This window comes from Rhizobium sp. 01N424, assembly GCF_056399485.1.
Genome location: NZ_JBFTRK010000001.1, coordinates 510013 through 535302, shown reverse-complemented (window position 1 = coordinate 535302; position 25290 = coordinate 510013). Strand labels below are relative to the sequence as shown.

Genomic DNA, 25290 nt, shown 5'->3' with positions numbered 1-25290 from the left:
TTTAACTCGCAATATCCAGCAATGACTTCAGCATTTCGTCGACGGCGTTCAAAATCTTCGTTGCCGCCTTGTAGGACTGCTCGATGTCGAGCATCAGAGTCAGCTCTTCGTCGAGGTTGACGCCCGTCTCGTTGGAATAGGCCTGATCGGAGCGCGCCAGGGCAGCAGAGGTGTTTTCGGACGCATCGCTTGCACTGCTGCGGTACTGCTCGAGCCAACCGATGGAGTTGGCGGCGAAATCCATGATGCTGACGTTGGAATCGAGACCCGAGCCCGTGTTGAAGCCAGAGACACCGGTGCCAGGATCAAAATCTATCTTGGCGCCCATGGCATTGTAGTACGTGTCGAGCTGATCCGTATAACCGCCGTTGCCCGAAAGATTGGTGCTGTAGGGGACGTAAGGAGGAATCGCCGGCATAGGGTCCGGATCGTTGATCGAACCGTCGCGCAGCTTCATCGGATCGCCACCCTGAGAGGTGATGACTGCCGAGTTTACCTTGATCGATCCCGCCATCCCATTGATGATAGCGTACTGCCCCGTGACCGGATCGACGGTCGGCATTCCGCCCGCAGCACCGCTTGGAGACTGCGTCCAGACGAATAGTCCCGGCGTCGTCGAGCTGCCGTCGGTCTTCGTTTCGGCGAACATGTTGACGAGTCCCTTGGCGATCTCGTCGAGCTGACTCTGGAATTTTGGCGCGACATCGTCACGGATCTGAAGCAGCGCCTGGAGGCTTCCTTGCCCGGAGGTCGTGCCGCCCTGCCCCATAGCCAGCGCCACGCCGTCAATATAGACGCCGTTGCCCTTGTCGCTCGCCTGATAGGTCGGGGTCGCCGTGAATTTTACCTCGCGGGGAATGGTATCGAAAAGGACCACACCATCGGAGGTGTAGAGCGCCATATCGCTGCCATTGCGCGATACCGGCTTGACGCTGACGATGCTGGAGATCTGCTTCAGCAGCTTGTCGCGCTGATCGAGCGCATCCGACGGATCGGAATTGGTGTTCACCGCGTTCTTGACGGCGTTATTGGCCGTCTCGAACTGCGATAGCAACGAGTTCAGCGTGTCGACCTGGGTCGCAATCGACTTGTCGGCAGCGGCCCGGGTGTTCTGGACGGAAGCCGTAGCGTTATTCAGCGAGTTGGCGAGATCCTGCGCCGCATTGATCGCACCCTGCGCGGCGACGACATTGTTCGGCGACGTCTGAAATGCGGCCAGCTTCTTCTGGAAGGCGCTGAGATATTCAGACGGAGAGGTCTCGTAGTCGTTGCCGCCGAGAACGCTCTTCACGTCTTCCAGACCATTTAGCAGAGTCTGCTGGGCGCTGTCCTGCGAATTGCTGGCGAGGTACTGCTTTAGGAGAGCATCCTCCTGCGCCCGATCAATCTTGACCACCGATGCGCCGTTCAACGACGTGGTGATCATCGCCTGCCGGCGCACATAGTCCTTGTTGCCGGCATTGGCGATGTTCCCCGACACGGTCGCGCTCTGCGTGCCCGTGTTGTTGAAGATGCTTTGTGCCGTATTAAGTGCTGACGTGAGCGACATGGCTTACCGGTTACCCTGATTTTATCGCTTGAGGTTGACGAGGACGTCCATGATGTCCGAACCCGTCTGAAAGACCTTGGAATTGGCCGTGTAGCTGCGCTGCGACTCGATCATTTCGGTCAGCTCGCCGGCGAGGTCGACGTTCGAGCCTTCGAGCGCGCCGGCCTGGAGGGTGCCGAGACCGTTGGTCTGCGGGAAGCCGGTGACAGTGACGCCGGAGCGGCCGTTCGCCTGATAAACGTTGCCGCTAAGCAGCGTCAGCTCGTCCGGGCTTGCAACGGTTGCGAGAGGAATGCGGAAAACCGGCTTCGGGTCGCCTTCCTTGTAGTTCGCGTAGACCGTACCATCCTTGTCGATGGTGACACCGGTTACTTCGCTTGCGGCCTGGCCATTCGGCGAACCGGTGCCGCTGCTGGCAGAAGCCTTCTGTGTGTACTTCGCGAGATCGAGATCGATGTTGAGATCGCTCTTTGTATCGGCGATTGCGAGATTGCCGGTGATCGTGCCGGCAGCAGGATCCGCAGCGTCGGTGATCAGACCGCCGGTGGCGTTGAAGGCCATTGTGCCAGAAGCGACCAGCGAATCGGGCATCGGCGAATAGGGGAACGAACTCGTGCCCGATGCTGCTGCGCCATCCTTACGATAAATAGCAACGTCCCAAGTGCCAGATGTCGCCGATGTCGGCGGAGTCGTCGTATTGTCGGCAGCCGTCGCTGCGGCGGACTTCGTGAAGTAGAAGTCGTATTGAACCTTGCCGCCAAGCTTGTCGAACACAACCATCGAGGTCTTGAAGGTGTTGGACACGCCGGCTGCCGTAGCGCCCGGATCTTGGTTGGCGCTTGGCAGATCGGTTGCAGCAACGACGGGCATGTCAGAATTCAGATTGCCAGAGAACGTTGCCAACGTGGATTCGATCGCGGTCAGACCTGTCTGGTTGACGTTAACAGGAACCAGACCATCGAAGCCGTTGACGACGACTGCCGGCGGGCCGGCCGTGTAGGGGTAGCCCATCAGCGTGAAGCCGGCGGCGTTGACCAGATTGCCGTTCTTGTCCTTGGTGAAATCGCCGGCGCGGGTCAGAACCGAGGTTCCGTCCGGGCTCTGGACGATGAAGAAGCCGTCGCCCGAAATGGCGAGGTCGGTGCCTGAAGTCGTGTAGGAGAGGTCACCCTGGGCAGTCACGGACTGGCGGACGGACGTCTGAACACCACCGGAATTGTAGTTCCCGGCCGTGGAGGGCAGGACGAGCGACGAGAATGCCGTCGATACCGACTTGTAGCCCGTGGTGTTTGCGTTCGCGATATTGTCGGCGACGGTGCTCAGGCGGTTCGCCTGGGCGTTCATGCCGGACACTGCCGTCTTCATGCTGCCAAAAATGCTCATCTGAAAACCTCGTTTTCCTTGATAGTCCGGAGAGTATTTGGCGGGCCTTGCGTGAAGCTGTCTGGTGCGGGCGGTGCTTTGGAAATCTTAAGCACCGCTGCCGCGCGGCGAGGCCCGTCGCTGAAATCAGTTCCAGTCGATGCAGTAACCGAGGAAGCGCTTGGAATCGACGGGATCGACACCGAGCTTCTTACGCAGCTTCTTGCGCAGCTTCGAGATGTGGCTTTCGACGACGTTCTCTTCGACTTCCTCGTCGAAGATGCCGTAGATGGCGTTGAAGATCTGGGTCTTCGTAACGCGGCGGCCGCGGTTTGCGATCAAATATTCGAGGATGCGGCGCTCGCGGCGCGGCAACGCAAAGACCTCACCGTGGATCTCGGGATCGCGGCCGTCCGAGAAGACGCGGATGCCGCCGATATCGGTGTGGCTTGCAATCGCTTTCAGGCGGCGGCGGATAGCCGCGGCCCGGGCGAGAATTTCGCGGGGATGGACGGGCTTGCGAACCACGTCATCGACGCCACAATCAAAAAGTGCAAGCGTCGTTTCAAGCGACGGCTGATCGCTGACTGCAATCACCGGCGCCTGCGAACGGTCGCGGATGGCCCGCGGCAACTCGAAGGTTTGCTGGCCCTGGCCAATCAGAAACGCCTCGACGGCCTGGATATCCGAATCCGCCGCCGTCTGTACCCACTCACCAAATTCGCTTGGATCAAAACCGGTCGAAGGGATGCCTTCCCGGCCAAATAGAGATGTATATCCATCTTTAACGAGCTCTCGCTCATCAACCACGACGATCATTCGTCCGCCTCCGAATCAGTGTGGCACTTCAATGATCTATGGGTACGAATCGCGTGAATCTGGAACAAGGTGTTGGAAGTTAATGGCGGGAATTAATAGTTGATTAACTTTTGTGTCCCGATTTGCTCTACATATAGTAGGCCACCTCAGTTATGCACACAAAAATTTCGTGGAAAAGTTAACGACCGGTAAATTAGGTCTTGCGTGGCCAGATTCTGGCGGATTCCTGCCACATTTTGACACGATTCCGCTTTGTTCTCTTTTTGCTATTTTTGATTGCATCAATTCTGGCAGAAGTTGCTCGCATTAGGAGTCCACTTGCCGTAGCCGGTGGCGACCAGATTGGCGATGACCCGGCACACATACTGCTTCTGCGCGGGGTCGTTGTTGGGTCCGGCGTGGTATCTGGCTACCGCCATCGTCCAGGTCTCGTGACGATCGTGAAGGTTGCGGAGGAACTTCGCTGCGTATTCGACATTGGTGTGCGGGTCGAACATCTCTTCAGCAGAGCGGAAGTTTTCGCCATGAAAGTAATGGTTGATCTGCATGCAGCCGATATCGATGAGTTTGACGCCCGCTTTGGTGGCCGAATAATACTGCCGCATGGCATCTTCTTCGGAAGGCGGAAACACCGCCTTGCCTTCGATATTGAGAGCGAAGGGATACAACGATCCCTTGCGTCCCGTCTCCGTCAGACCCACCGAATAGAGAATGCCTTCGGGGATACCGTACTTGGCCGCGGCCGACTGGATTTCCTTCTCGCAGGCGCCGTTATAGGCAGCCGCTTCAGAGGTAAACGCTGCCAGAGCTGCCGCTGCCAGCGGCGCCAGAAGCAACGTCTTCCACACCGGTCTCAGTTGCGCCATCGAAGCCTCCATTCCCTCGCTGTGCTGTCTGCGACTGACGCTCGCGCGCCTCGCCGCCCTGGCCCTGCTGCAGGGACTGCTGACCCGACTGGCTCTGTGCGTTTGCCTGAGTGCCGGTATCGGCCTTTTCGACAGGCGCCATGCTGATCGTCACGTTGTCGACCGTATAGCCCTGGCTGCGCAGCGACTCGAGGATCTTGCTGTGATCCTCCTTGAGCTGACGGTAGGCCGCTCCCGATTCGACCTTGAGATCGACATTCAGCGCATCGCCGGACAGGCGCATCGTCGCCGTAACCAGACCGAGATCAATCGGCGTCATCTGGATTTTCAGCGTGTTGACGACCTTGCCGGTGCTGGTCCATTCGGCGGCATTGGAAAGCGCCGAACCGGGCTGCATGGCCTGCGCCCATTCCTTGTCGCCGCTGATTGCCGCGGTGACGGAAGCGGAATTCTGCGCGAGGCCGAGGTAACGGCGCGATTCGAGAACGGTGACGTTTTCGACATCGCCCTTGCTCTTCACACCCTGTTCGCTCCGGTCCTCGGTGCCGATGTGGATATCCATCGACTGCCCGCGGCCATCGGCACGGCTCAGGCGGAACGTCTTGCCATCGGCAGCCTCGGCGCCCTCGGTGCCGGGAACGGTGTCACCGGCTGCCTTCGTAACACCAACGGCAGCCAGAGCATCGCTGACATGCGACGCAGCCTTGCCGCCAGCGTCGATGGCATCGGCCTTCCTGTCCTTGACGACGGCGCCATCATCCTTTGCCTTGGCAGCCGCGCCTTGCGCGGCTGCAGCGATGGCGGCGGGCACCTGCGGGCCATCCTTCTGCAGAAGGCCCAGCGCATCGCTTACAGCGTCCTCGCCGTCACCCTTATCCGCCTTCTTCGTCTCGTCGCCCTTGGCAGGCTTCGTACCCTTCGCAGCATGCGGTAGCGCGTCGTCGGCAAGCTTCTCGGGCGCATCCTTCTTGATGGCGTCCTTGGCTTGATCCAGCGCATCCTTGACCTGGTCCTTCAGCGGCTTGCCCATGGCGACCGTTTCCGGCTTCACCGCCGCCTGCTCCTTCAGCGACGCGTCGCTGAGATCGATAACGGGCTTGGCATGGGGGCGAGAGCGGGCAAGTGCGGCAGCATCGGCCTCACTGGGCCCACCTGCATTCGACGCAGCGTTGGCATCATTCGGATTCTGCCCGTTGTCACCGGCCTTCGAAAGCACGTCGGAAAAGCCGCCGCCCTTGCGGCCGTCGTCGTCTTTCCCAACCGGGCGATTGGATTTCGCTGACGGCGCCTCAACCGGTGCCGCTCCCCCCGAAACGCTGATATCCATCATCTCAATTGCTTTCTTGGCTCAACAACTTGTCGATATCGTCAAGTTTGGACCGGCTCGCAGCCATAAAGGATTTGTAGGCAGGATCGGCATTCTGCTGATCCTGGCTGCTGTCTGCCGGGAGTGCCTGCGCCGCGCCATCGTCAACCACCTCCGATGGGGTGGTCGGCGACTGCGATTCGGCGTCCGTAGTAACAGCTGCCTGTTCTGAAGTATTCTCTTCATTAGAAGAAGTAGAATCCTTGGCTTGCGTCAAGCTTGCAGGGTCAGGCGCTTTCAATACTTGTTCGGCTACCGAGCGGGCTGCGGCGCGCAGAGCCTTGTCGCGATCCGAGAGATCGCCGTCTGCGACCTTGCCGATATGCTGGGCGGCCGAATCGACATCCGGCGTCGAGACCGACGCCATGTTGCCGTAGAAGCTTGCCAGGGCGCCAAGCGGATCGGTGTCCCCCCCAGACAGAGTCTGTGCGTGCTCGGCCGCGGTCTTGGCGAGTTCCACCTTGCCGGCGATACCGGCCGCACGGGCGATACGCAGATAAACCTCGCGCTGACGCGCATCATCCATGAAACCGAGAATGCTGACGACGTCCTCGGGCTTCACGTCATGCTCGTGATCGACGATCAGCTTGACGAACAGGTCGGCAAACTGGCTCGCATAGGGAGAATGCAGAAAGCGGCGGACATAGCGCTGCGAATAAGCCATGCCCTTGTCGACCAAGCCGGCCTCGACGCTGATCGCCACCGAGCGGCGCAAGGCCGCCTCCTCGACAATGGTGCCGGGTGCAGACAGCCGCGCCTGGTCGTAGAGCTTCAATGCCTCGAGCGGGCTGCGCGCCACCATGACATTGCCGCCAACCAGCGACAGATAGGGCCCAATTTTCTTGTCGCGGTATTCGTTGGCCGTTTCGACCAGCGTCTTGGCAACCAGCAGTCCCTTGCCGCTCAGATACTTCCGCAACACGTCGGTGACACGATTGTCGAAATAGCCGTTGACGTCACGCGACACCAGGTATTCCAGCGTCGCCGGATTGCCGCCGCTCATCGCGTAGACGAGCGCCGCATCAACGTTGCGATCATCGTCATAGACCGACGCATCGACCGAGCGCAGACGCTGATCGATCGTGCCCAGCATGAAGCGCTGCATTTCGGCAGCGGAGTGATCGCCAAGAACGACGGAATCCTGCACGAATTGCAGCGAGCGCAGCATCTTGTAGGGCGCCAGATCCTCCTGCTCATCCGCAACGGCTACGGCCGGCGCTGCAAGCGCCAGTCCGAGCATGAGGGAGAGAAGATGATGGGGCTTGCTGCGCGCCATGGTTTATCCTTGGTCCGCCTGAACGAGGATTTCGATACGGCGGTTTGCGGCGTTCAATGGATCATCCGGAAGCTTGAGCTTACGATCGGCAAAGCCGGATACCTGCGAGACGCGCTGCTCGCCCAAGCCACCACGAACGAGCATGTAATAGGCGGCCTGAGCGCGATCCATCGACAGGCGCCAGTTTTCGTTGTCTGCGCCCTTATACTGACGGCCATCGGTATGGCCACGGATCACCACCGCACCCTGGCGCGCCTTGAGAATCTCGCCCAGCTTTTCCATGACCTGCACCATTTCCTTGCGGGGAACGGCCGAGCCGACATTGAACATCGAGTCATTGCCCTGGTCGGAAAGGCTGACGAGCAATCCGCCTTCGGACGGGGTTACCGTCAGGCCTTCGGCGAGCTTGCCGCCGACGCCGCTGATCTGCTTGGCAATTTCCTGCTTTAGCTCATCGGCCTGCTTCTGCTCTTCGGCCTGCTTTTGCGCATCCTGCTGCTTGTCGGCCGCGGTATCTGCCGGCTTTTGATCGGAGTGCTTGTCAGCCGCCTTCTCGTGAGTCTGATCAGCAGGCTTGGCATCGGCAGACTGGTCTTCAGGCTTCTGCTGCTCGAGCTTGGCGAGCTCTGTAGCATCTGGCTGCTCCTTGGCGTCCTTGGTCGCCGGCGTCTTGCCGGGATTGTCGGCGCGCGTTACCTCGACCTGCTTGGTCCAGAAATCCGGATCGAAGGGATCGCGATAGGCCTCGCCACCATCGGCGCCGGTCGCAGGGCCGGAATCGGCCGCACCGCCCTCGCCCTTGGCGCTGACGTTAGCCTGCTGTCCGACTTCCTGGGCGATTTCGGCCAGAACGGAATAGGGATTTTCGAAGAAGTCGGCTTCGGAATAGTTCGTCTGGTCACCTGACGTCGAGGTCTGGTCGTCGCCGCTGGCGGCAGAGGCGCCCTGCGTCTGCTGCTCTTCCTTCTGCTTCGACTTGTCCTTCGTCTCCTCGCCCTCAGCCGTATCGACAGGCTTCTTCAACCCCTTTTCGGTGGGCTTTTCGTCGGCAAGCTTGATCGGGTTGAAATAGGTCGCAACGGAGGCTTTCGTCTCCTCGTTTGCAGCATTGACCAGCCACATGACGAGGAAGAACGCCATCAGGGCGGTCATGAAGTCGGCGTAAGCGATCTTCCAGGCGCCGCCATGCGCGCCGTCATGATCGCCACCACCATGTTTCTTGATGATGATGACTTCATTTTTGCCGTGGTGGTGATTTTCGCTCTCACTCATTCCAGAACTTTCTTCAAGCTGGCAGACCAGGCAGAAATACGTGTAACGAGAACGGAGCCATCAACCTCGACAATGAGGTCGACGTCATCCGTCTCAATGTGCCGCAGAAGGCCGGACTTTTCTCCGAGCGCCTTCTCCAGCGATGCGAAAAGATTGGCGGGACCCTTGACGATCACCACGCCGGCCGCGCCATCGAGAATTGCCTCTTTCAGAAGCACCGCAAGATCTGCGACAGCCTGCTCCGCGACAGCCTCCGTCACAACGGGCGCGATCGCCTTGGCTGCGGCGGCGCTGACAAGTTCCGCCACTTCGAAGGCGATGCCCGACAATCTGGCAGCGAGAAGGACCGCGAGTTCCTGCTCATACTTCTCTTTCAGCTCATCGAGCTGCCGTTGATAGCCAAGCTCGGCAGCCCGCAGCTGGTCCGCGTGGGTCTTGGAGAGAGCAGACGTTGCCGCGGCGTGGCCCTCGGCATAGGCAGAGCGGCGTTCAGCCTCGAGATCGACTGCAGGTTCTTCCGCGAAATCTGCAAAGCCCCCAAACGCCTCTTCGGCAAAGTCGGACGCTTCGGGCGCCGAGGCGACCGGCTTGATATCACTGAAATCCTTGAGATAGCGGGATAGCATCGCGCTCATCGACCACACCCGGTATCTGCAAAAAGCTGCGGCATGCCTGCGCCCCGTTCAAACCAATTCTGACCGCCGCTTCACAGAACTGAGGCAGCCTTGCCTGGAACCTAGAAAGTCAAACTTGCGCGAGGATGAATGGCGGGCACTTGCCCGCCAGCTGAGACAGATTGCTATTCGAGCAGGATCAGGATGTTGCCGGCGGAATTGTTGAGAATGTTCATCGCCTCGGTCGCGATGTTCAACTGTGCCTGGATTGCCGTCTGACGAGTCGATGCCTCATCCATATCGGTATCGACCAGCGCACCCACCGTGGTGTCGAGCGAGTCCATCATCTTGTTCACATAGTCCGACCGGGCATCGACCTGGTTCTTCATGATGCCGAGACCGGCTGCTGTGGTGTTCAGACCGGAGAGGACCTTTTCAACTACAGCCTGCATGTCCGCCAGATTCTGCGGTGTCGTGCTGTCAGAAAGCGATATCTGGCTGCCGGTCGCGGGGTTCGTCGAGTTTGCGTTCAGAAGGAAATACTGGTTGCCGCTGCCGGTGCCCGGATCGATGTCCTTGGTCAACAGACCCTTTGACGCATCGCGCGTATCGATCATGACCAGGCTCGATGACGGAAAGCTGATGTTCTGCGGGTAGAACTGTCCGTTGGCGCCGCGGATATAGCCGCCAATCACCGAGCGGGTATCGGGAATGACAGAGTTGTTGTTGTAGAGCCAGTTCTCGCCTGAAAAGCTGGTGCCGGTAACGCCCGACTGGAGCTGCGACAGATACTGCTGCAGTGTGGTGTTCAGCTTGTCACGGTCATTCGCCGGGTCAGCGGCGGAAACGAGCGTAGCCTTGATATTGCTGACCAGGTCGATCAGCGAGTCCATGGTCGTATAGGTCGTATCGACCTTCGCCGCACCAAGGCCAAGCGCATCATCGATTGTCTTCAGCGAGCTGCCGTCGGTGCGCAGGGTCTGCGCGTAGGACCAGTATGTGGCATCGTCCGCAGCAGTCTGGACCCGCAGTTCCGATGAGATCTGCTGCTGAATTTTATCGGAGTCCTTGCCGAGGCCCCGCATGATGTTCAGTGCGGTCAGGGCAGCCGGGTCTTGAATGGTATAGGCCATCTGTCGATCTCTTGAATGAATGGGAAAGGGACAGACCGGTAACCGGTAGCGACAGATTATGGCTTCATGCCCCCGGCAAAGCGGCCGGTGCGTCGCAGTAACAAATCAACTCGTTGGTGAAATTAACCCAACTTTAAGCATAGTTTCAAGGGTTGACGCCCCTCGGGACGCCGAAACTTGAAAACGAATTTAAGTACATGTTTTTAAAACGAAAATCGCGCCTTTCGAGCGCGATTTCTGTGCGTTTTTGACGGATTGAAAACAGCGCCGCAAGATTCGGTCCAGCTTCAATTTCCGGCTTAGCTGCGGAACAGCGTCAGAACGTTCTGCGCGCTCGAATTCGCAATCGACAGCGACTGGATCGCCAGCTGCTGCTGTGTCTGAAGCGCAGTCAGTTTGGACGATTCCTCTTCCATGTTGGCATCGACGAGACGGCCGACACCCGAGTCGATGGAGTCGCTGAGCGACGAGACGAAATTCTCCTGCAACTGAATGCGTGTCGAAATCGAACCGAGCTGCGAAGCCGCCTTCGTCATCGATTCAAGACCTGCCTCCACAGCATTCAGGGCGAGGCCGATGTCATCCGTCGACAGGTTGGAGATGTCGAACGAGAAGATCGAGCCGATCGTGCCGTTGGAGCTACCGATGATGCCAGTCGAGGTATCGATCGATCCGTTGCTGGTGCCGAACAGCACGTTGCCGGTCGAAGCGGAGTTCAGCACATATTCGGTGGTGGTGACCGAAGTGTTGCCGTTGCCGTCGCGAACGAAAGACGAGACCACACTCTTGGTTTCGTTGCCCGCCACCCAGTTTTCGCCGGAGAACGATGCGGACTGCGCAATGCTCAGAAGCTGTGATTGAAGCTGCTTCACTTCTTCCTGGATCTTCGTGCGGTCGACGCCCTTTTCGGTTGCGGCGACAAGCTTGGACTTGATTTCGGTGACGACGTCGATGGCGCTGTCCATCGCCGAATAGGCGGTGTCGACCTTTGCTGCGCCAAGACCCAACGCGTCGGACACGGCGGAAAGCGCCTTGTTGTCAGAGCGCATGGTCGTCGCAATCGACCAGTAGGCGGCGTTATCGGCAGCCTTGGCGACACGGTAACCGGAGGATACGTGATTCTGGGTGGTTTCGAGACTGTTGTTAATCGTACGAAGTGTCTGAAGCGCAGCCATGGCTGCGACGTTCGTCAAAATGCTCGTCATGAAAAAGTGCCCCTTATTGGCAATACGTCGAGAAGGGACATTCCGGCCTACCGGGAACGGGAACCAGCGCTCATGCCTGTTAACCTGGGATTAAACTTGGTTAACTCACCGTTACGTTGAGCGCAGAAGACGGCAAAATGGTTAACAAAACGTTAACGCGGACAGCAAAAAACCGCGCCCGTTAAGGCGCGGCTTCGTTTTCCTGGGCCGACCGGACAATGCCGGAGGGCTTGTATCGCTAATCCTATTAGCCGCGGAAGAGCGACAGGATGTTCTGCGAAGAGGAGTTTGCAATCGAGAGCGACTGGATGGCCAGCTGCTGCTGCGTCTGCAGAGCGGTCAGCTTCGAGGACTCTTCTTCCATGTCGGCGTCGACGAGGCGGCCAACACCCGATTCGATTGCGTCGCTCAGCGACGAAACGAAGTTCGACTGCATGTCGATACGCGAGGAGATCGAACCGAACTTCGAACCGAGCGAGGTCATGTCCTTCAGAGCGGTTTCAACGTCGGTCAGCAGGCCGTCGATGTCGCCCTTGGTCGTGGAGGAGTCGATCGTGAACTCGGTGATCGACTTGCCCGAAGACGCGCCGGCCGTGCCGAGAATACCGCCGGTACCGGCAGTCGCATCGGTGTAGAGCAGATCGGTGTCGGAAGCGGTGTATTCGGTGACCGTAACAGATACAGCGCCGGTGTTGCTGCGGACGAAGGAGGAGACAACGCTCATCGTTTCGCCGGCGTTGTTGGCAACCCAGTTCTCGCCGTTGAACGAAGCGGAAGAAGAAATGCTCTTCAGCTGCGCCTGGAGCTGGGTGATTTCGTCCTGAACCTTCGACTTGTCAACGCCGTCTTCGGTTGCAGCAACGAGCTTCGACTTGATTTCGGAAACGACGTCGATGGAGCTTTCGACAGCGGTGTAAGCCGTGTCAACCTTGGCAGCACCCATGCCGAGAGCGTCAGAAACGGCGCCGAGGGCCTTGTTGTCCGACTTCATCGTCGTTGCGATCGACCAGTAAGCTGCGTTGTCGGCAGCCTTGCCAACGCGCAGACCCGACGAAACGTGGTTCTGGGTGTCGGCGAGGTTCTGGTTGACGTTACGCAGGGTCTGCAGAGCGGACATTGCGGAATTGTTGGTAAGAATGCTGGTCATTTAAATGTGCCCCTAATTGGCTACGTGATGAAGGGCATTCCGGTCTCACCGGGAACGGCGCTCAGCGTCATGCCTGCCGATCGTCTGTTGACCGACCGCCGTTTCGATGTGCTTAGAAAACAGCATCATCGTTAAAAGAAGCTAAACACGGTTAAAAAAAATCGTTAAAAATCGGTAACTTAGGTTAAATCTCGTTAATCCATTTTTAATAACAAAAATGGCCGGTGAGACACCGGCCATTTCGATTTTTCGGTACTTGCTGCCAGCTCTTAACGGAAGAGCGACAGGATGTTCTGCGACGAGGAGTTTGCAATCGAGAGCGACTGGATGGCCAGCTGCTGCTGCGTCTGCAGAGCGGTCAGCTTCGAGGACTCTTCTTCCATGTCGGCGTCGACGAGGCGGCCAACACCCGATTCGATCGAGTCGCTCAGCGACGAAACGAAGTTCGACTGCATGTCGATACGCGAGGAGATCGAACCGAACTTCGAACCGAGCGAGGTCATGTCCTTCAGAGCGGTTTCAACGTCGCTCAGCAGGTTGTCGATACCGCCCTTGGTCGTGGAGGAGTCGATCGTGAACTCAGTGATCGACTTGCCCGAAGACGCGCCGGCCGTGCCGAGAATACCGCCGGTACCGGCAGTCGCATCGGTGTAGAGCAGATCGGTTGCACCGGCCGTGTATTCGGACGTGGTGACCGATACCGAACCAGAGCTGCTGCGGACGAAGGAGGAGACAACGCTCATCGTTTCGCCGGTCGAGTTGGCAACCCAGTTTTCGCCGTTGAACGAAGCGGAAGAAGAAATGCTCTTCAGCTGCGCCTGGAGCTGGGTGATTTCGTCCTGAACCTTCGACTTGTCGACACCGTCTTCAGTCGCAGCAACGAGCTTCGACTTGATTTCGGAAACGACGTCGATGGAGCTTTCGACAGCGGTGTAAGCCGTGTCAACCTTGGCAGCGCCCATGCCGAGAGCGTCAGATACGGCGCCGAGGGCCTTCGTGTCCGACTTCATCGTCGTTGCGATCGACCAGTAAGCTGCGTTGTCGGCAGCCTTGCCAACGCGCAGACCCGACGAAACGTGATCCTGGGTCTTGCCGAGGTTCTGGTTGACGTTACGCAGCGTCTGGAGTGCTGCCATTGCGGAAGTGTTGGTATTAATGCTTGTCATAAGTCTGTCCCCTAGAAAACTAGATACAAAAACGAGGACATACCGGACTGTGATTACCGGCGATGGCGGATGCGCTTCATGCTACTGGGCGCCTTTTCTGTGTGGCCCCAAACCCGTCATGTCCAGGGCAATCTCGCAGCCAATGCTTGCCAACTCCTTAAATGTGCGGGGGCCGACAGGACCCATGCCAAGTATAGTTAAATCTTCCGCAAGATATTTTCGGTTGCACTCACCGAGCGCCCGCCGCCCCTGCGCCACCAGCTTCGAGCAGGCTTCGCGTGCGAGTATGGCAAAGCCGGGAAGCAGGTGAACTCGTTCCATTTCGAGGTGACGGTCTTCTGTGCCGCGGCTGCATCGGCGTTTTGATCAGAGCATTTCCAAACGGAGTTCGGTTTTGAACAGCAAAGTCTCGTTTTCGGTGGCATCCCGTGAATACCAGATGGGGCGCTACACAAAGTCTCTCGCAACCCTGAACCAGCTGATCGACGTCCAGAAAGATGCGAAGACCTACGCGCTGCTGGCCAAGAACCTGCTTCAGCTTGGTTTCAAGTCGGACGCGGCGAAATCCTATTCTCTTGCGGCCAAATCCGAAGGCCTGAACTCCTACGAGTATCACAAGCTCGCCGCGCGGCTGCATTTCGAATGCGGCGAGGAGGACGAGGCTCTGGTGATCTGCATGCGCAACTTCGAAAAGGCGCAGCGCGACCCCGACCTCGCATTTATTCTCGTCTCCGTATTCCTCGGCCGCCAGCAGCGCGATCTGATCCAGCCGCTGAAGAACGTCCTTTCCGAGAGCAGCAACCGCGAGCACCTTGCCGCCGCTGCCAAGCTGGTTTCCAACGATCTCAGCGACGCTTCCAACGAGCTTCTCGCCCGCAATATCTTCAAGCGCTTCCCGAAGGATTATTCGGCACGCTTCCTCTATCTGATCTTCCTGCGCGAATTCAACGATTACGAAGAGGCGCAGAAGCACCAGAAGGTCGTCGACGACTTGGTTGCCGGCGGACGGCCGGAGGTCCTGCAGAAGGATCACCCATTCTATCACCTTCACTGGTGCGGCAACGAAGACCACAATCGCTACCCGACGGTCGGCGTGCCGAAACTCGATCCCGAAAAGATCGCACTTCGCCGCGGTCTGCCGCATGCGTGGGCCGGCAAGATCCGCGTCGGCTACATGTCCTCGGACTTCTGGGACAACCACGCGACCATGAAGCTGATGCAGCGCGTGCTCGAACTCCACGACCGCGACAAGTTCGAGATCGTGCTGTTCGACCACAGCGGACCGCTGGCGCTGCAGACCAACAAGACCGATCGCAGCAAATGGGGTACCGTCGTCGATATTCACAGCATCGCCGACAAGGACGTGCTGCAGGTCGTTCGCGACCACAACATCGACATCATGGTTGACCTCAAGGGACACACGGCCGACAGCCGCGCCCACACATTCAACATGCCGCTGGCGCCGGTGCATGTCGCCTGGCTCGGCTTCCCCGGAAGCACCCTCGGCATCGATCTCGACTATGTCATCGGCGACCACTTCGTGCTGCCTGACGTCGCCAAGCCGTTCTATCATGAGAAGTTCTGCCGGATGCCGGAGAGCTACCAGCCGAACGACCCTGCGAACCGTCCGCAGCCGCGTCCGGTCACCCGCGACCAGTTCGGTCTTCCGGAAGACGCCTTCGTGTTTGCCTCCTTCAACGGCAATCGCAAGATCACCCCGGAAGCGATTGCGAGCTGGGCCCGCATTCTGAAGCGTGCGCCAAACAGCGTGCTGTGGCTGATGACGACCTCTCCGCGCAACGAGGGCAACCTGCGTAAGGCCTTCCAGGCAGAGGGCGTGCCCACCGACAGGATCGTCTTCTGCAAGCGCAGCGCCTATGAGGAACATATCAGCCGTCTGCAGGCTGCCGATATCGGCATCGACACCTTCCCCGTCAACGGCCATACGACGACGTCGGAGCAGCTCTGGGGCGGTCTGCCGGTTCTCACCATGAAGGGCACCAACTTCGCCTCACGCGTCAGCGAAAGCCTGCTGAATGCCATTGGCCTGCCCGAACTCGTCGGTGCGGACCTGCAGGGCTACGAAGATCTCGCAGTCGAGCTGGCGGCGCAGCCGGAAAAGATCGCCGGTTACAAGGCGCATCTTGCCGAACAGCGCTACATCGCCCCGCTCTTCGACGCCGAGCGCTTCTGCCGCCATCTGGAACAGGCTTACGAGACGATGGCCGAACGCGCCAAGCAAGGCGAAGCACCCGATCACTTCGACGTCCCTGCCCTGCCGGCACGGACCGAACCGTTCCCGGCCGCATAATAGCGGCCCGAGACCGGAGACATGCAAAACCCGCCGGAGTTGCTCCCGGCGGGTTTTCTTTATGCGGACGAATGAAAGATCGTGAGCGTATCAGCTGAAGGAGCGGACCAGGCTGCCAACCAGAAGATTCCAGCCGTCGATCAGCACGAAGAACAGGATCTTGAAGGGCAGCGAGATCGACGTCGGCGGCAGCATCATCATACCCATGGCCATAGTGATGGTGGCGACAATCAGGTCGATGACCAGGAACGGCAGGACGACCAGGAAGCCGATTTCGAAACCGCGGCGGATTTCGGAAATCATGAAGGCCGGGAGCAGGACGCGGTAGTCGATGAGCGCGCCTGTCTGGACGTTCTGCCCACGCTCGCGGGCCAGATCGACGAAGAGCGCCAGATCCTTGTCGCGGGTATTGGCTGCCATGAAGGTGCGAAAAGGCTCGGCAATGCGCTGGACCGCTTCCTGCTCCTGGATCTGGTTGGCGAGAAGCGGCTGAACGCCGTCCTGCCATGCCTTATCGAAGGTCGGCGCCATGACGTAGAAGGTCATGAACAGCGACAGCGACAGCAGGATCATGTTGGATGGCGTGGACGAGAGGCCGAGACCGGTGCGCAGAATCGAGAAGGCAATGATGAAGCGAGGAAAACTCGTCACCATGATCAGGATGCCCGGCGCGACCGAAAGAATGGTCAAAAGGCCGAATGTGCGAATGATCCAGGCAGCGACCGAACCATCGACAGGAAGATTTAACAGATTTGTCGGCAGCTGCTGAGCCACCGCCAATTCTGGTACCGCCATCATGGCGGCCAAGAAAATTATGAATCGAATCATTCGATGACAAAGGTCCTGAACATGACCTTGGATACGCGCCCCTGAGAGCGCAGGTCAACACGTTCCTGGATGTCATCCCGTAGATATTGAAAGCCGCGCGGACCTTCGATCTGCTGCAGCGAAACCGTTCTGATGTAAGCCATTATATCCTGATGGATATCTTCAGCGACCTTCCCATCAGGCGGCCCGTTGAAGAGCAGTGCGACCTCTAGCCTCACCCAGTTTTCAGAGGGGTAAGCGAGATTGGAGGTGATCGGCTCGAGCTGGACGACGTTGTTCGCTTCGGTCGAGACATGCGGGAGGCCGGTTTCGCCTTCCTTCTTCTCGCCGCCGGCGGGCTTCGGTTCGGCAGCTGCCTCATTCGCCTGCTCGGCGCTCTTGACGTTCGGGGCGATCATCGTGCCCACGGCCCAGCCGCCGCCGGCGCCGAGAAGTGTCAGGATGGCGATGCCGACGATCGTCATCATCGCTGCCGATTTCTTCTTCGGTTTGGCTTCGCCTGCTTCTTCGTCTGCCATGGTTCCGGCCTTAAAGCGGTGAGAAGAGATCGACGGCCTGCTGGCCGCGCGGCGGCTGCTGCATTTCCATCAGGCGGCCACGGCCACCGTAGGAGATGCGGGCTTCGGCGATCTTCTCATAGGAGATCTGGTTGTCGGAATTGACATCCTGCGGCCGCACGATACCGGCAACGTTGAGGATGCGGATTTCCTGGTTGACGCGAACTTCCTGCGAACCGCTGATAACAAGGTTGCCGTTCTCGAGAATACCGGTGACGACGGCGGCGACCATGAGCTTCAGCGTCTCGGACCGGTCGATCTTGCCCTTGCCGTCGGTGCTCGTGTCGGAGCCGTAGGTCAGGTCCGTCTTCGAAGCCGGATTCCAGCCGAGAATATTGGCATTGACGTCCCAGTTCATGCCGCTGGAATTGGTGCGGCTGCGGCTGGTGTCGTTCTCGAACTTCGCCTTGTCGTTGATCTGGATATTGACCGTCAGGATGTCGCCGACATTCAATGCGCGTGCGTCCTTGAAGAGCGCGGCCTGGCTATCGCTCCAGAGCGAATAGCCCTGCGCGACCTGGCGTGGCTGCTTCGGATAAAGTGCCATCTGCGGCGTCTGGCCGTAAGCCAGGCCGCTGCCGATCGGGCTCATGGCGGGTGCCCGGCCGATCTCCCTCACGGACTGCGGCGACTGGCAGCCGGCGAGAAGGGCGACGGCGGCAATGGCAGCCGGGAAACGCTTGTTCATGAGGGATCCTTCGACGTATTGGGATCGGATGCACTGGCGATGATGTTGGCGATGACGGCGGCCTTCTCAGGGTCCATCTCGTTGAGGATCAGGCTCGACTGACGCGGGCCAAGCCGCATGATCACGGCGGCCGCAATCTCGGTCTTGGCCTTCTCGAGCTGCAGTGCAGCAGCATCCGGCTTCATGTTCTTGTAGATGTCCGTCAGGCCGGCTTCGGCCTGCTTGAGGAAGACATCACGGCGCTTCAGCCAGTCCTGGTATTCGGCCTTGCGCTTATCCATTTCCGCGACGCGCGTATCGATGTCGGCGCGCAGCTTCTCGAGCTCCTGCTTTTGCAGGAGATAACGCTGGTCGCGGGCCGGATCGGCGATGTTGGTGCAGAACTGCTTGATTTCGTCCTCGGAGGTGATGTCGCCCTCCGGCTTCTGCGCTTCCTGTGCGAAGGCGCCAGGAATGGAAAGCAGCAGCACGGCTGCCGCCGGCAGCGCCGAGCGCCGCAACAGTTCGGCAACCGTCATGTCCTTGTTCAGCCTGATCATTGCAGCACAAGCTCCGCCTGCAGCGCACCTGCAGATTTGATGCCTTGGAGGATGGCGATGATGCCGTCCGGTTTCACGCCGATATTATTGAGACCGGCAACGAGGGTGCGCAGATCGGGACCATCAAGCATTGCCACCCGGCCGCCGGATTTCTGCGCGGCGATGTCGGTCTGCGGCTGTATGGCCGTCTGGCCCTTGGAGAAGGGTTCGGGCTGGATGACCTGCGGCGTCTCGGTGACCTGGACCGTCAGCGTACCATAGCTGACAGCAACCGGTGACACCCGGACGTCGGCGCCGATGACGATCGTGCCCGTTCGCTCGTTGACCACCACCTTTGCAGGCGTATCGGTCTCGACGACGAGGTTTTCGATATCGGCCATCAGGCGCGTCAGGTCGGCTTCACGCGGCTTCTGTACGATGACTTCCTGGGCGTCCTTGGCTTCGGCAACGGGGCCGCCGAAGCGTGACGACGCATAGCCGTTGACGACATCGGAGATACGCACGGCGGTCGAGAAGTCCGGGTTGCGAAGCTGCAGGACGAGATTAACGGAATCCTTGAAGCGCGATGGCAGTTCGCGTTCGATGATCGCACCGCCGGGAACGCGGCCGGCGGTGGTCACGCCTTCGGTAACGGTTGCCGCAGCACCCTGCGCCTGAAAGCCTGATACCACGACGGAGCCCTGGGCAACGGCATAGATCTGGCCATCGGCGCCCGAGAGCGAGGTCATGACCAACGTACCGCCGCGCAGCGACGAGGCATCGCCCAGCGAGCTGACATTGACGTCGATGCGGCTGCCGGGGCTGGCGAACGGCGGAAGATTGGCGGTGACCATGACCGCTGCGGTGTTCTTGGCGTTGGATTCGCCGCCCTGCGTCGAGATGCCGAGATTCTGCAGCATGGCGCGCATTGACTGTTCGGTGAACGGCGAGGCGCGGAAGCCGTCGCCCGTTCCCTGCAAGCCGACGATCAAGCCGTAGCCGATCAGCTGGTTATCGCGGCCAGCCTGCAGCGAAGCGATATCCTTGATGCGCGACGACATCGCGACGGCAGGCGTCACGGTGGTCATGCACATGGAAAGAGCCGCGAGCGCGGCGAGGATGCGAGAGACGATCTTCATTTTGCCGCCACGTGGATGGTGCCGTCAGCCAGCACGGTGCCGCTGATGATGACGCCCGAATCCATGTTGCGGGCGCGGATGACCTGGCCGGTCGAGCCATCTTCGAGCGGCGAACCGGCCGCGGAGATGGTCATCGGGCCAAGATTGAAGACAAGCCGGATCTGCGAGCCGCGCGTCACCGTATAGGCTTCGCGCAGCGCCGAGACATTGATGGTCCGGCCGGGAAGAAGCGTGCGCTTAGAGATCATTCCCCGAACCTGGTCGATCGACTTCGCGTAGTCGCCTGAGAGGTTGGGGTTCGTGACTTCGACTTCCTGAAGCTGGCCGGCGCTGATCGTTTCTCCGGGATAGATCGTCGCGGTCGGGACGACCGCGTAACCCATGCCTGCGCTTGCCGGCGATGTCACAAGGACACCGCCATATGCGATCGCAGCCAGTGCCGTCAGAGCGACGGTATTTCTCGCCCGGCGAAACATCATGTTCGGCCCTTTCCTTGATTACTTCAGGTTCTTGCTGACGATGGAGGCCATTTCGTCGGCAGTGGTGATGACCTTCGAGTTCATTTCATAGGCGCGCTGCGCGGAGATCAGCTCGGTGATTTCCTTCACCGGGTCGACGTTCGACGATTCCAGGTAACCCTGCTTCATGTAGCCGTAGCCCTCTTCGTCGGGGGTGCCGACGACAGCTTCGCCGGAGGCCGGCGTCTGCTGGAAGAGGTTGTCGCCCATTGGCGTCAGGCCGGCCTCGTTGACGAAATCGGCAATCGTCAACTGGCCAAGAGTGGTCGGATCGGTCTGGCCGGCGAGCACCGCCGACACTTCGCCGGAGCGGCTGATCGTCAGCTGCGTCGAACCGGTGGGAATGGTGATCCCGGGTACGACCGTATAGCCGTCGGTGGTGACCAGCTGGCCGGTCTCATTCTTGTTGAACGCGCCGGCGCGGCTATAGAGCGTCGTGCCGTCAGGTGTCTGAACCTGGAAGAACCCGCGGCCGACGAGCGCGACGTCGAGGTCGTTGCCGGTCTGGCTGAGTTCGCCCTGGATATGCAGGTTACGAACGGCGGCGGTCTGAACGCCGAGACCGATATTTGCACCTTCAGGAACGATTGCCTGGTTGGCGCGGTTTGCGACACCCTTTGCGCGTTCGGTCTGGTACAGCAGGTCGGTGAATTCGGCGCGGGCGCGCTTGAAACCTGTTGTGTTGATGTTCGCGATGTTGTTCGCGATGACTTCGAGATTGGTCTGCTGGGCATCCATGCCCGTAGCCGCAATGGCAAGCGCTCTCATCTGTTCGTCCTTATCCGGTTACATCTGCATCTTGGTGACGTCGAGGAAGGCCGATACAACCTTGTCCCGGATGGCGATTGCCGTTTGAAGTGTCTGCTCGGCCTGCAGCATGGAATCGACGACTTCACGGGTCGTTGCCGTGCCCTTGATGCCTGCGAAAGACATGGATTCCGCGCCCTTGACCGAGTCCATGGCCTGGGTCGCCATGTTGCCGAGCATCGAGGAGAAGCTCTGGCCGGCCTTTGCGCTTTCTGCGGCCGAAGTGACCTGCGACGATGAATTTTCGTCCGTGATGCTTCCAAGGCCACGTGTGCCGGAAAGCGAACCGATGCTCTGTACGTTGCTGATCATTATTGGCTCTTCAGAAGGTCGATGGTGGAGGAGATCAAATCGCGCGTCTGCTTGATGGTCTGCAGATTGGCGTCATAGGACCGGTTCGCTTCGCGCATGTCGGCCATTTCGACCAGCATGTTGACGTTTGGCATCTTCACCACGCCACGCTCATCCGCTGCAGGATTGCTCGGATCGTATTCGGTGGTGAATTCCGTCTCGTCGACACCGAGCTTCTTGACGCCAACTGTTGTGACGCCCCCGGCACGATCGACTTGCTCACCGAAGGTTACCGTCTTCCGGCGGTAGGGATCGGCGCCCGGCGTATCGCCAGTCGACCGCGAGTTGGCGATGTTTTCCGAGACAATGCGCAGACGAGTCGATTGAGCCTCAAGCCCCGACCCAGCAATCTTCATGGCTGCTGATAAAGGATCCACGATTTTACTTCCTTACAGTCATCAACATCATTCTATTGAAAGAGCCGACCAGCGAGGTGTTCAGCTCGTACTGGCGCTTGATTTCGCCTGACTTGGAGAGTTCTTCAGCGAGACCGACAGTGTTGCCGGATTCCTGCACGCCGATCTCCTGATCGAGTGCGGCTTCCTTGACGTCGATGCTGCCGCTGGTGCTGAAATCGTTGCCGCTGAAATGCGCAGGATTGGTGCGCGCCATGGAAACATCAGCGTTTTCGAGGACCGACTGGAAGGGCGAGACGTCCTTCGCACGGTACTTCGGGGTGTTCGCGTTCGCGATGTTGCCGGCCACAACCTCCTGACGGACTGTCAGCCATTCCGCCTGCCGCGAGGCCAAGTCGAACAGTTGAATCGGTTGCATGGGAACTCTCCGTTTTTACTAAGAGGACCCTAGGGCGGTAATCTTGCGTCAGACTTACGGAGAACGCGGCTTTCGGCCTGCGTGTCCGTTATGCCTCGGGCATCAACAAAAAAGCCCCAGGTGCGGCCGGGGCTTTTCTTCATTCTCTAAGCTTTGCAGTCTGGAATTAGCGGTAGATGTCGCCCTTGGAGGTGACGATCACCCATTTGCCGTCGCGCTGCTCGATCGTCGCGAGGCGGCTTTCGTCCGGCAGGACCGATCCGACGCGAACGACATACATTCCGGTCGTATCCTCGATCAGCGCCCGGCCGTTCGCCACATGCAGAAGCTTGAATCCGGAACTGGCCGGGAATGGCTGGTCTTCCGGCATCAGGCCCTTTTCGACTTCCTTGCCGACGCTGGAGACCGTCGCGGTGGTCAGCTGGTCGAGCGGCTCCGGCTTGTTCTGGACTTCGTTCTTGTTGACCATGGCAAGCGGCGAGACGCTGAAAACGTTGCGTGCCGGCCAGTCGGGAAGATCCCGCGTGCGATCGCCCTGGGCAACATTGATGCTGAACTTGTCCTCGTTGAAGAAGACATACCAGGGGAAAATCGCAGCGGCGCCCGCGAGCGCGAGACCTGTCACGGTCAGCAGGCGGTCGAGCATCATCGACTGCCGCTTCTGATTCGACTTCAGCGGAGCAATGCGCTCGTCGTCGTCTTCAAACCCGGTCACGTTCAACCTCTTCTCGGAGCCCCTGGCTGGTTCGGCATTCCGGCTGCCGCCTTAAGGGCAGTGGCCAGATCGGCGAAGGCGTCTGGCGACGCCGAATCGCCCGGCGACTGTTTCAAAACATCGTAAATAATTGGTACTTGCTTGACCGCCATGTCCAAATCCGGGTCAGCGCCCGGACGGTAACCACCGATCAGACGCAGGTCGCGTGTCTCTTCGAAACGGTGGATCAGCGACTTCAGACGCGAGACCAGTTTCTCCTGGTCCGGCGTCCAGGCCTTGCGGGCGAGACGCGAGATCGAGGCGAGCGGATCGATCGGCGGATAACGGCCTTCTTCAGCCAGGCTACGCTGCAGGACGAGGTGGCCATCGAGAATGCCGCGGGTCGAGTCGGCGATCGGATCGTTGTGATTGTCGCCATCGACGAGGATCGAGATTATCGCGGTGATCGTGCCGGTTCCTTCAGGTCCCGGGCCGGCGCGCTCCAGAAGCCGCGGCAGTTCGGTGAAGACCGAGGCCGGATAGCCGCGAGCGATCGGCGGCTCACCCGATGCGGTCGCCACTTCGCGGATTGCGTGGGCAAAACGGGTGACGCTGTCGACGATCAGGAGGACGTTCTGGCCCTGGTCGCGAAAATACTCGGCGATCGTCACCGCCGTCAGCGGCGCCATTTTGCGCAGCATGGGGCTTTCGTCGCTGGTTGCCACGACAGCGATCGACTTCTTCATGTTTTCGCCGAGCGTGTCTTCGATGAATTCGCGCACTTCGCGGCCGCGTTCGCCAACCAGCGCGATGACGACCTTGTCGAAGGCATCGGCCATGGCGAGCATCGAGAGCAGTGTCGACTTGCCGACGCCGGAGCCGGCGAAGATGCCGAGGCGCTGGCCATGGCAAAGCGGTGAGAAGATATCGACGGCGCGTACGCCGGTCTTGAAGCCCTTGTCGACGCGCTTTCGGGTCATCGACGGCGGCGCGGTGTTGGAGATGGAACGGCGATCAAGCCCTTCCGTGATCGGACCCAGACCATCGATCGGCTCGCAGAGCGAATTGATGGTCCGGCCGCACCAGCTGTCGGAGGGAGCGATGCGGAATGCACCCTTGCGGATGACGGTATCGTGGATGCCGATCGGCTCGCCCGGCTCGATCGGGCAGACATAGGCGAGATCCGGTTCGACGCGGACAACCTCGCCGAGATGAATGCCGGTTGCCGACTTGTGCGCCACGAATTCGCCGAGGCGCACGTGCCTGGAAAGACCGGTAACCGTGTAGTGGCCTGCCGCGATGGTCTGCACATGGCCGCCATGGGCCACGGAAAATTCCGGCTTCGTATAACGGGCGGCGAGAGCGGCGAGATGCTCAAGCTTGGGCGAAAGCGCTTCTTTTGTCAGCGGCACGGTGTTCATGTCTCAGACCTTCCGCTTAGCGGCTGCCACCAAGCGTCTTGATCGCCTCGTTGAACGAGTTTTCGCTATCGGTCGTCAGCGATGCGATGCTTTCGAAGGCGCGGTTGACCTCGATCAACTGGGTGATCTCGCGCATCGCGTTGACGTTGGAATTCTCCAGATAACCTTGCTCGACGCCGACGTTGAAGCGGTCGGTAACGGCGCGCGGCGTTTCCGTGGTCATGACGCCGCTGTTCTCATAGCGCAGGTAACCCTTGGAGATATCGGCCTCAAACAGGCCGATAGAACCAACCTGGCGGTTGCCTTGATAGATACCGCCGTCGGCGCCGACCTTCGGCTCGCCGCCGGCCGTGTTGAGGATGATCGGCGCGCCGCCGGCATCGAGAACCGGATAGCCACGGATCGAAACCAGCTCGCCAGTGTCCTTCATCGTGAAGCGGCCGTCTTTGGTCAGAACCTGACCGGCTGGCGTATCGAGTGAGAACCAGGCGTCGCCCTTGATGGCGAAATCCAGCATGTTGCCGGTGTGCTGCAACTCGCCGGTGTCGCCAGAAAGATAGTCATTACCCTGCGAGACGAAGGCAACCTTGGCATTCAGCTTGTTGTCGGTGTTGCTGAGGATCTGGTTGAACTTCACTTCCGTGCCGCGGAAGCCCGTCGTGTTCACGTTTGCCATGTTGTCCGCGATGGTCGTCAAACGCTTTTCGAGTGCCATCTGTGATGACAAAGAAACATAAAGACCGGATTGCATCGGGGTAAGCTCCTGGCATTGGCGATGAACGGTACGAAGATCGGGTTCCCTGGTGTGCGACCCGATTTCCGCTGAGGCGGCATCTCAGAAACGGGCGTAGTTCGCCCATTCGTCATCTCCAATCTGACAGCAGTTCCTTGTGCGAAACTGGCACGCGA

Annotated in this window: 26 protein-coding genes; 1 reads left to right on the top strand and 25 read right to left on the bottom strand. The window is 59.5% G+C overall.

Annotated features, from left to right (window positions below; genetic code table 11):
- Position 1 precedes the first annotated feature (1 nt).
- From flgK to AC1DNK_RS02685, 12 genes are all read right to left on the bottom strand, one after another.
- Positions 2-1549 carry a flagellar hook-associated protein FlgK gene (gene flgK, locus AC1DNK_RS02740; RefSeq protein WP_477939181.1) on the bottom strand — a complete coding sequence of 516 codons (1548 nt, stop codon included), beginning with the start codon at positions 1547-1549 and terminating at the stop codon, positions 2-4.
- Positions 1550-1570: 21 nt separating this feature from the next.
- Complete coding sequence (locus AC1DNK_RS02735) at positions 1571-2932, bottom strand: flagellar hook protein FlgE (protein WP_477939179.1); 1362 nt, start codon at positions 2930-2932, stop codon at positions 1571-1573.
- A gap of 126 nt (positions 2933-3058) precedes the next feature.
- On the bottom strand, positions 3059-3730 hold the full coding sequence (rem, locus tag AC1DNK_RS02730; protein WP_112387615.1) for a transcriptional activator Rem: 672 nt from the start codon (positions 3728-3730) through the stop codon (positions 3059-3061).
- Positions 3731-4011: 281 nt separating this feature from the next.
- Complete coding sequence (locus AC1DNK_RS02725; protein WP_112387614.1) at positions 4012-4596, bottom strand: transglycosylase SLT domain-containing protein; 585 nt, start codon at positions 4594-4596, stop codon at positions 4012-4014.
- Positions 4517-5926: a flagellar hook-length control protein FliK gene (fliK, locus tag AC1DNK_RS02720; protein WP_477939178.1), complete on the bottom strand. Its 1410-nt coding sequence runs from the start codon at positions 5924-5926 to the stop codon at positions 4517-4519. The genes AC1DNK_RS02725 and fliK overlap by 80 nt, the downstream gene beginning before the upstream one ends.
- Position 5927: 1 nt before the next feature.
- The gene (gene motC / locus AC1DNK_RS02715; protein ID WP_477939177.1) at positions 5928-7238 is read right to left on the bottom strand and encodes a chemotaxis protein MotC; all 1311 of its coding nucleotides are present in this window, start codon (positions 7236-7238) and stop codon (positions 5928-5930) included.
- Positions 7239-7241: 3 nt separating this feature from the next.
- On the bottom strand, positions 7242-8510 hold the full coding sequence (locus AC1DNK_RS02710) for a MotB family protein (RefSeq protein WP_477939175.1): 1269 nt from the start codon (positions 8508-8510) through the stop codon (positions 7242-7244).
- Positions 8507-9145 carry a hypothetical protein gene (locus AC1DNK_RS02705; protein ID WP_477939172.1) on the bottom strand — a complete coding sequence of 213 codons (639 nt, stop codon included), beginning with the start codon at positions 9143-9145 and terminating at the stop codon, positions 8507-8509. Before AC1DNK_RS02705 ends, AC1DNK_RS02710 begins: the two co-directional genes overlap by 4 nt.
- A 164-nt stretch (positions 9146-9309) precedes the next feature.
- A complete protein-coding gene (locus tag AC1DNK_RS02700) occupies positions 9310-10257 on the bottom strand; it encodes a flagellin N-terminal helical domain-containing protein (protein ID WP_477939170.1) in 948 nt (315 codons plus the stop codon).
- A gap of 299 nt (positions 10258-10556) precedes the next feature.
- Positions 10557-11462 (bottom strand): flagellin N-terminal helical domain-containing protein, encoded by a 906-nt coding sequence (locus tag AC1DNK_RS02695; RefSeq protein WP_112387608.1) that lies wholly within the window; start codon positions 11460-11462, stop codon positions 10557-10559.
- A gap of 247 nt (positions 11463-11709) precedes the next feature.
- Complete coding sequence (locus tag AC1DNK_RS02690) at positions 11710-12609, bottom strand: flagellin N-terminal helical domain-containing protein (protein WP_112387607.1); 900 nt, start codon at positions 12607-12609, stop codon at positions 11710-11712.
- 269 nt (positions 12610-12878) lie between these two features.
- Positions 12879-13775, bottom strand: a complete 897-nt coding sequence (locus tag AC1DNK_RS02685; protein ID WP_112387606.1) for a flagellin N-terminal helical domain-containing protein — start codon at positions 13773-13775, stop codon at positions 12879-12881.
- 439 nt (positions 13776-14214) lie between these two features.
- On the opposite strand from AC1DNK_RS02685, the gene AC1DNK_RS02680 reads away from it, so the two are divergent.
- Positions 14215-16086 (top strand): O-linked N-acetylglucosamine transferase, SPINDLY family protein, encoded by a 1872-nt coding sequence (locus AC1DNK_RS02680; protein WP_477939866.1) that lies wholly within the window; start codon positions 14215-14217, stop codon positions 16084-16086.
- A gap of 90 nt (positions 16087-16176) precedes the next feature.
- Here AC1DNK_RS02680 and fliP read toward each other — a convergent pair whose 3' ends face one another.
- The 13 genes from fliP to flgF all read right to left on the bottom strand — a co-directional run bounded on the left by fliP (position 16177) and on the right by flgF (position 25132).
- A complete protein-coding gene (gene fliP / locus AC1DNK_RS02675; protein ID WP_477939168.1) occupies positions 16177-16914 on the bottom strand; it encodes a flagellar type III secretion system pore protein FliP in 738 nt (245 codons plus the stop codon).
- Positions 16911-17432 (bottom strand): flagellar basal body-associated FliL family protein, encoded by a 522-nt coding sequence (locus AC1DNK_RS02670; protein WP_477939166.1) that lies wholly within the window; start codon positions 17430-17432, stop codon positions 16911-16913. Before AC1DNK_RS02670 ends, fliP begins: the two co-directional genes overlap by 4 nt.
- A gap of 10 nt (positions 17433-17442) precedes the next feature.
- The gene (flgH, locus tag AC1DNK_RS02665; protein ID WP_112387601.1) at positions 17443-18159 is read right to left on the bottom strand and encodes a flagellar basal body L-ring protein FlgH; all 717 of its coding nucleotides are present in this window, start codon (positions 18157-18159) and stop codon (positions 17443-17445) included.
- Positions 18156-18698, bottom strand: a complete 543-nt coding sequence (locus AC1DNK_RS02660) for a MotE family protein (protein ID WP_112513961.1) — start codon at positions 18696-18698, stop codon at positions 18156-18158. The genes flgH and AC1DNK_RS02660 overlap by 4 nt, the downstream gene beginning before the upstream one ends.
- Positions 18695-19816, bottom strand: coding sequence for a flagellar basal body P-ring protein FlgI (locus AC1DNK_RS02655; protein WP_112513962.1), 1122 nt, complete (start codon positions 19814-19816; stop codon positions 18695-18697). The genes AC1DNK_RS02660 and AC1DNK_RS02655 overlap by 4 nt, the downstream gene beginning before the upstream one ends.
- Positions 19813-20295 (bottom strand): flagellar basal body P-ring formation chaperone FlgA, encoded by a 483-nt coding sequence (gene flgA / locus AC1DNK_RS02650; protein WP_477939163.1) that lies wholly within the window; start codon positions 20293-20295, stop codon positions 19813-19815. The genes AC1DNK_RS02655 and flgA overlap by 4 nt, the downstream gene beginning before the upstream one ends.
- Positions 20296-20313: 18 nt before the next feature.
- The gene (flgG, locus tag AC1DNK_RS02645; protein WP_112387597.1) at positions 20314-21102 is read right to left on the bottom strand and encodes a flagellar basal-body rod protein FlgG; all 789 of its coding nucleotides are present in this window, start codon (positions 21100-21102) and stop codon (positions 20314-20316) included.
- Positions 21103-21120: 18 nt separating this feature from the next.
- Positions 21121-21453: a flagellar hook-basal body complex protein FliE gene (fliE, locus tag AC1DNK_RS02640; protein ID WP_112387596.1), complete on the bottom strand. Its 333-nt coding sequence runs from the start codon at positions 21451-21453 to the stop codon at positions 21121-21123.
- Entirely contained in the window at positions 21453-21869 is a 417-nt protein-coding gene (gene flgC / locus AC1DNK_RS02635; protein WP_112387595.1) for a flagellar basal body rod protein FlgC, read from the bottom strand. Before flgC ends, fliE begins: the two co-directional genes overlap by 1 nt.
- 4 nt (positions 21870-21873) lie before the next feature.
- Complete coding sequence (flgB, locus tag AC1DNK_RS02630; RefSeq protein WP_112387594.1) at positions 21874-22266, bottom strand: flagellar basal body rod protein FlgB; 393 nt, start codon at positions 22264-22266, stop codon at positions 21874-21876.
- A gap of 166 nt (positions 22267-22432) precedes the next feature.
- Positions 22433-22915: a flagellar protein gene (locus AC1DNK_RS02625; RefSeq protein WP_477939864.1), complete on the bottom strand. Its 483-nt coding sequence runs from the start codon at positions 22913-22915 to the stop codon at positions 22433-22435.
- 68 nt (positions 22916-22983) lie between these two features.
- Positions 22984-24381 carry a flagellar protein export ATPase FliI gene (gene fliI / locus AC1DNK_RS02620; protein ID WP_112538621.1) on the bottom strand — a complete coding sequence of 466 codons (1398 nt, stop codon included), beginning with the start codon at positions 24379-24381 and terminating at the stop codon, positions 22984-22986.
- Between the two features lie 16 nt (positions 24382-24397).
- Positions 24398-25132 (bottom strand): flagellar basal-body rod protein FlgF, encoded by a 735-nt coding sequence (flgF, locus tag AC1DNK_RS02615; RefSeq protein ID WP_112387592.1) that lies wholly within the window; start codon positions 25130-25132, stop codon positions 24398-24400.
- Positions 25133-25290: the final 158 nt, after the last annotated feature.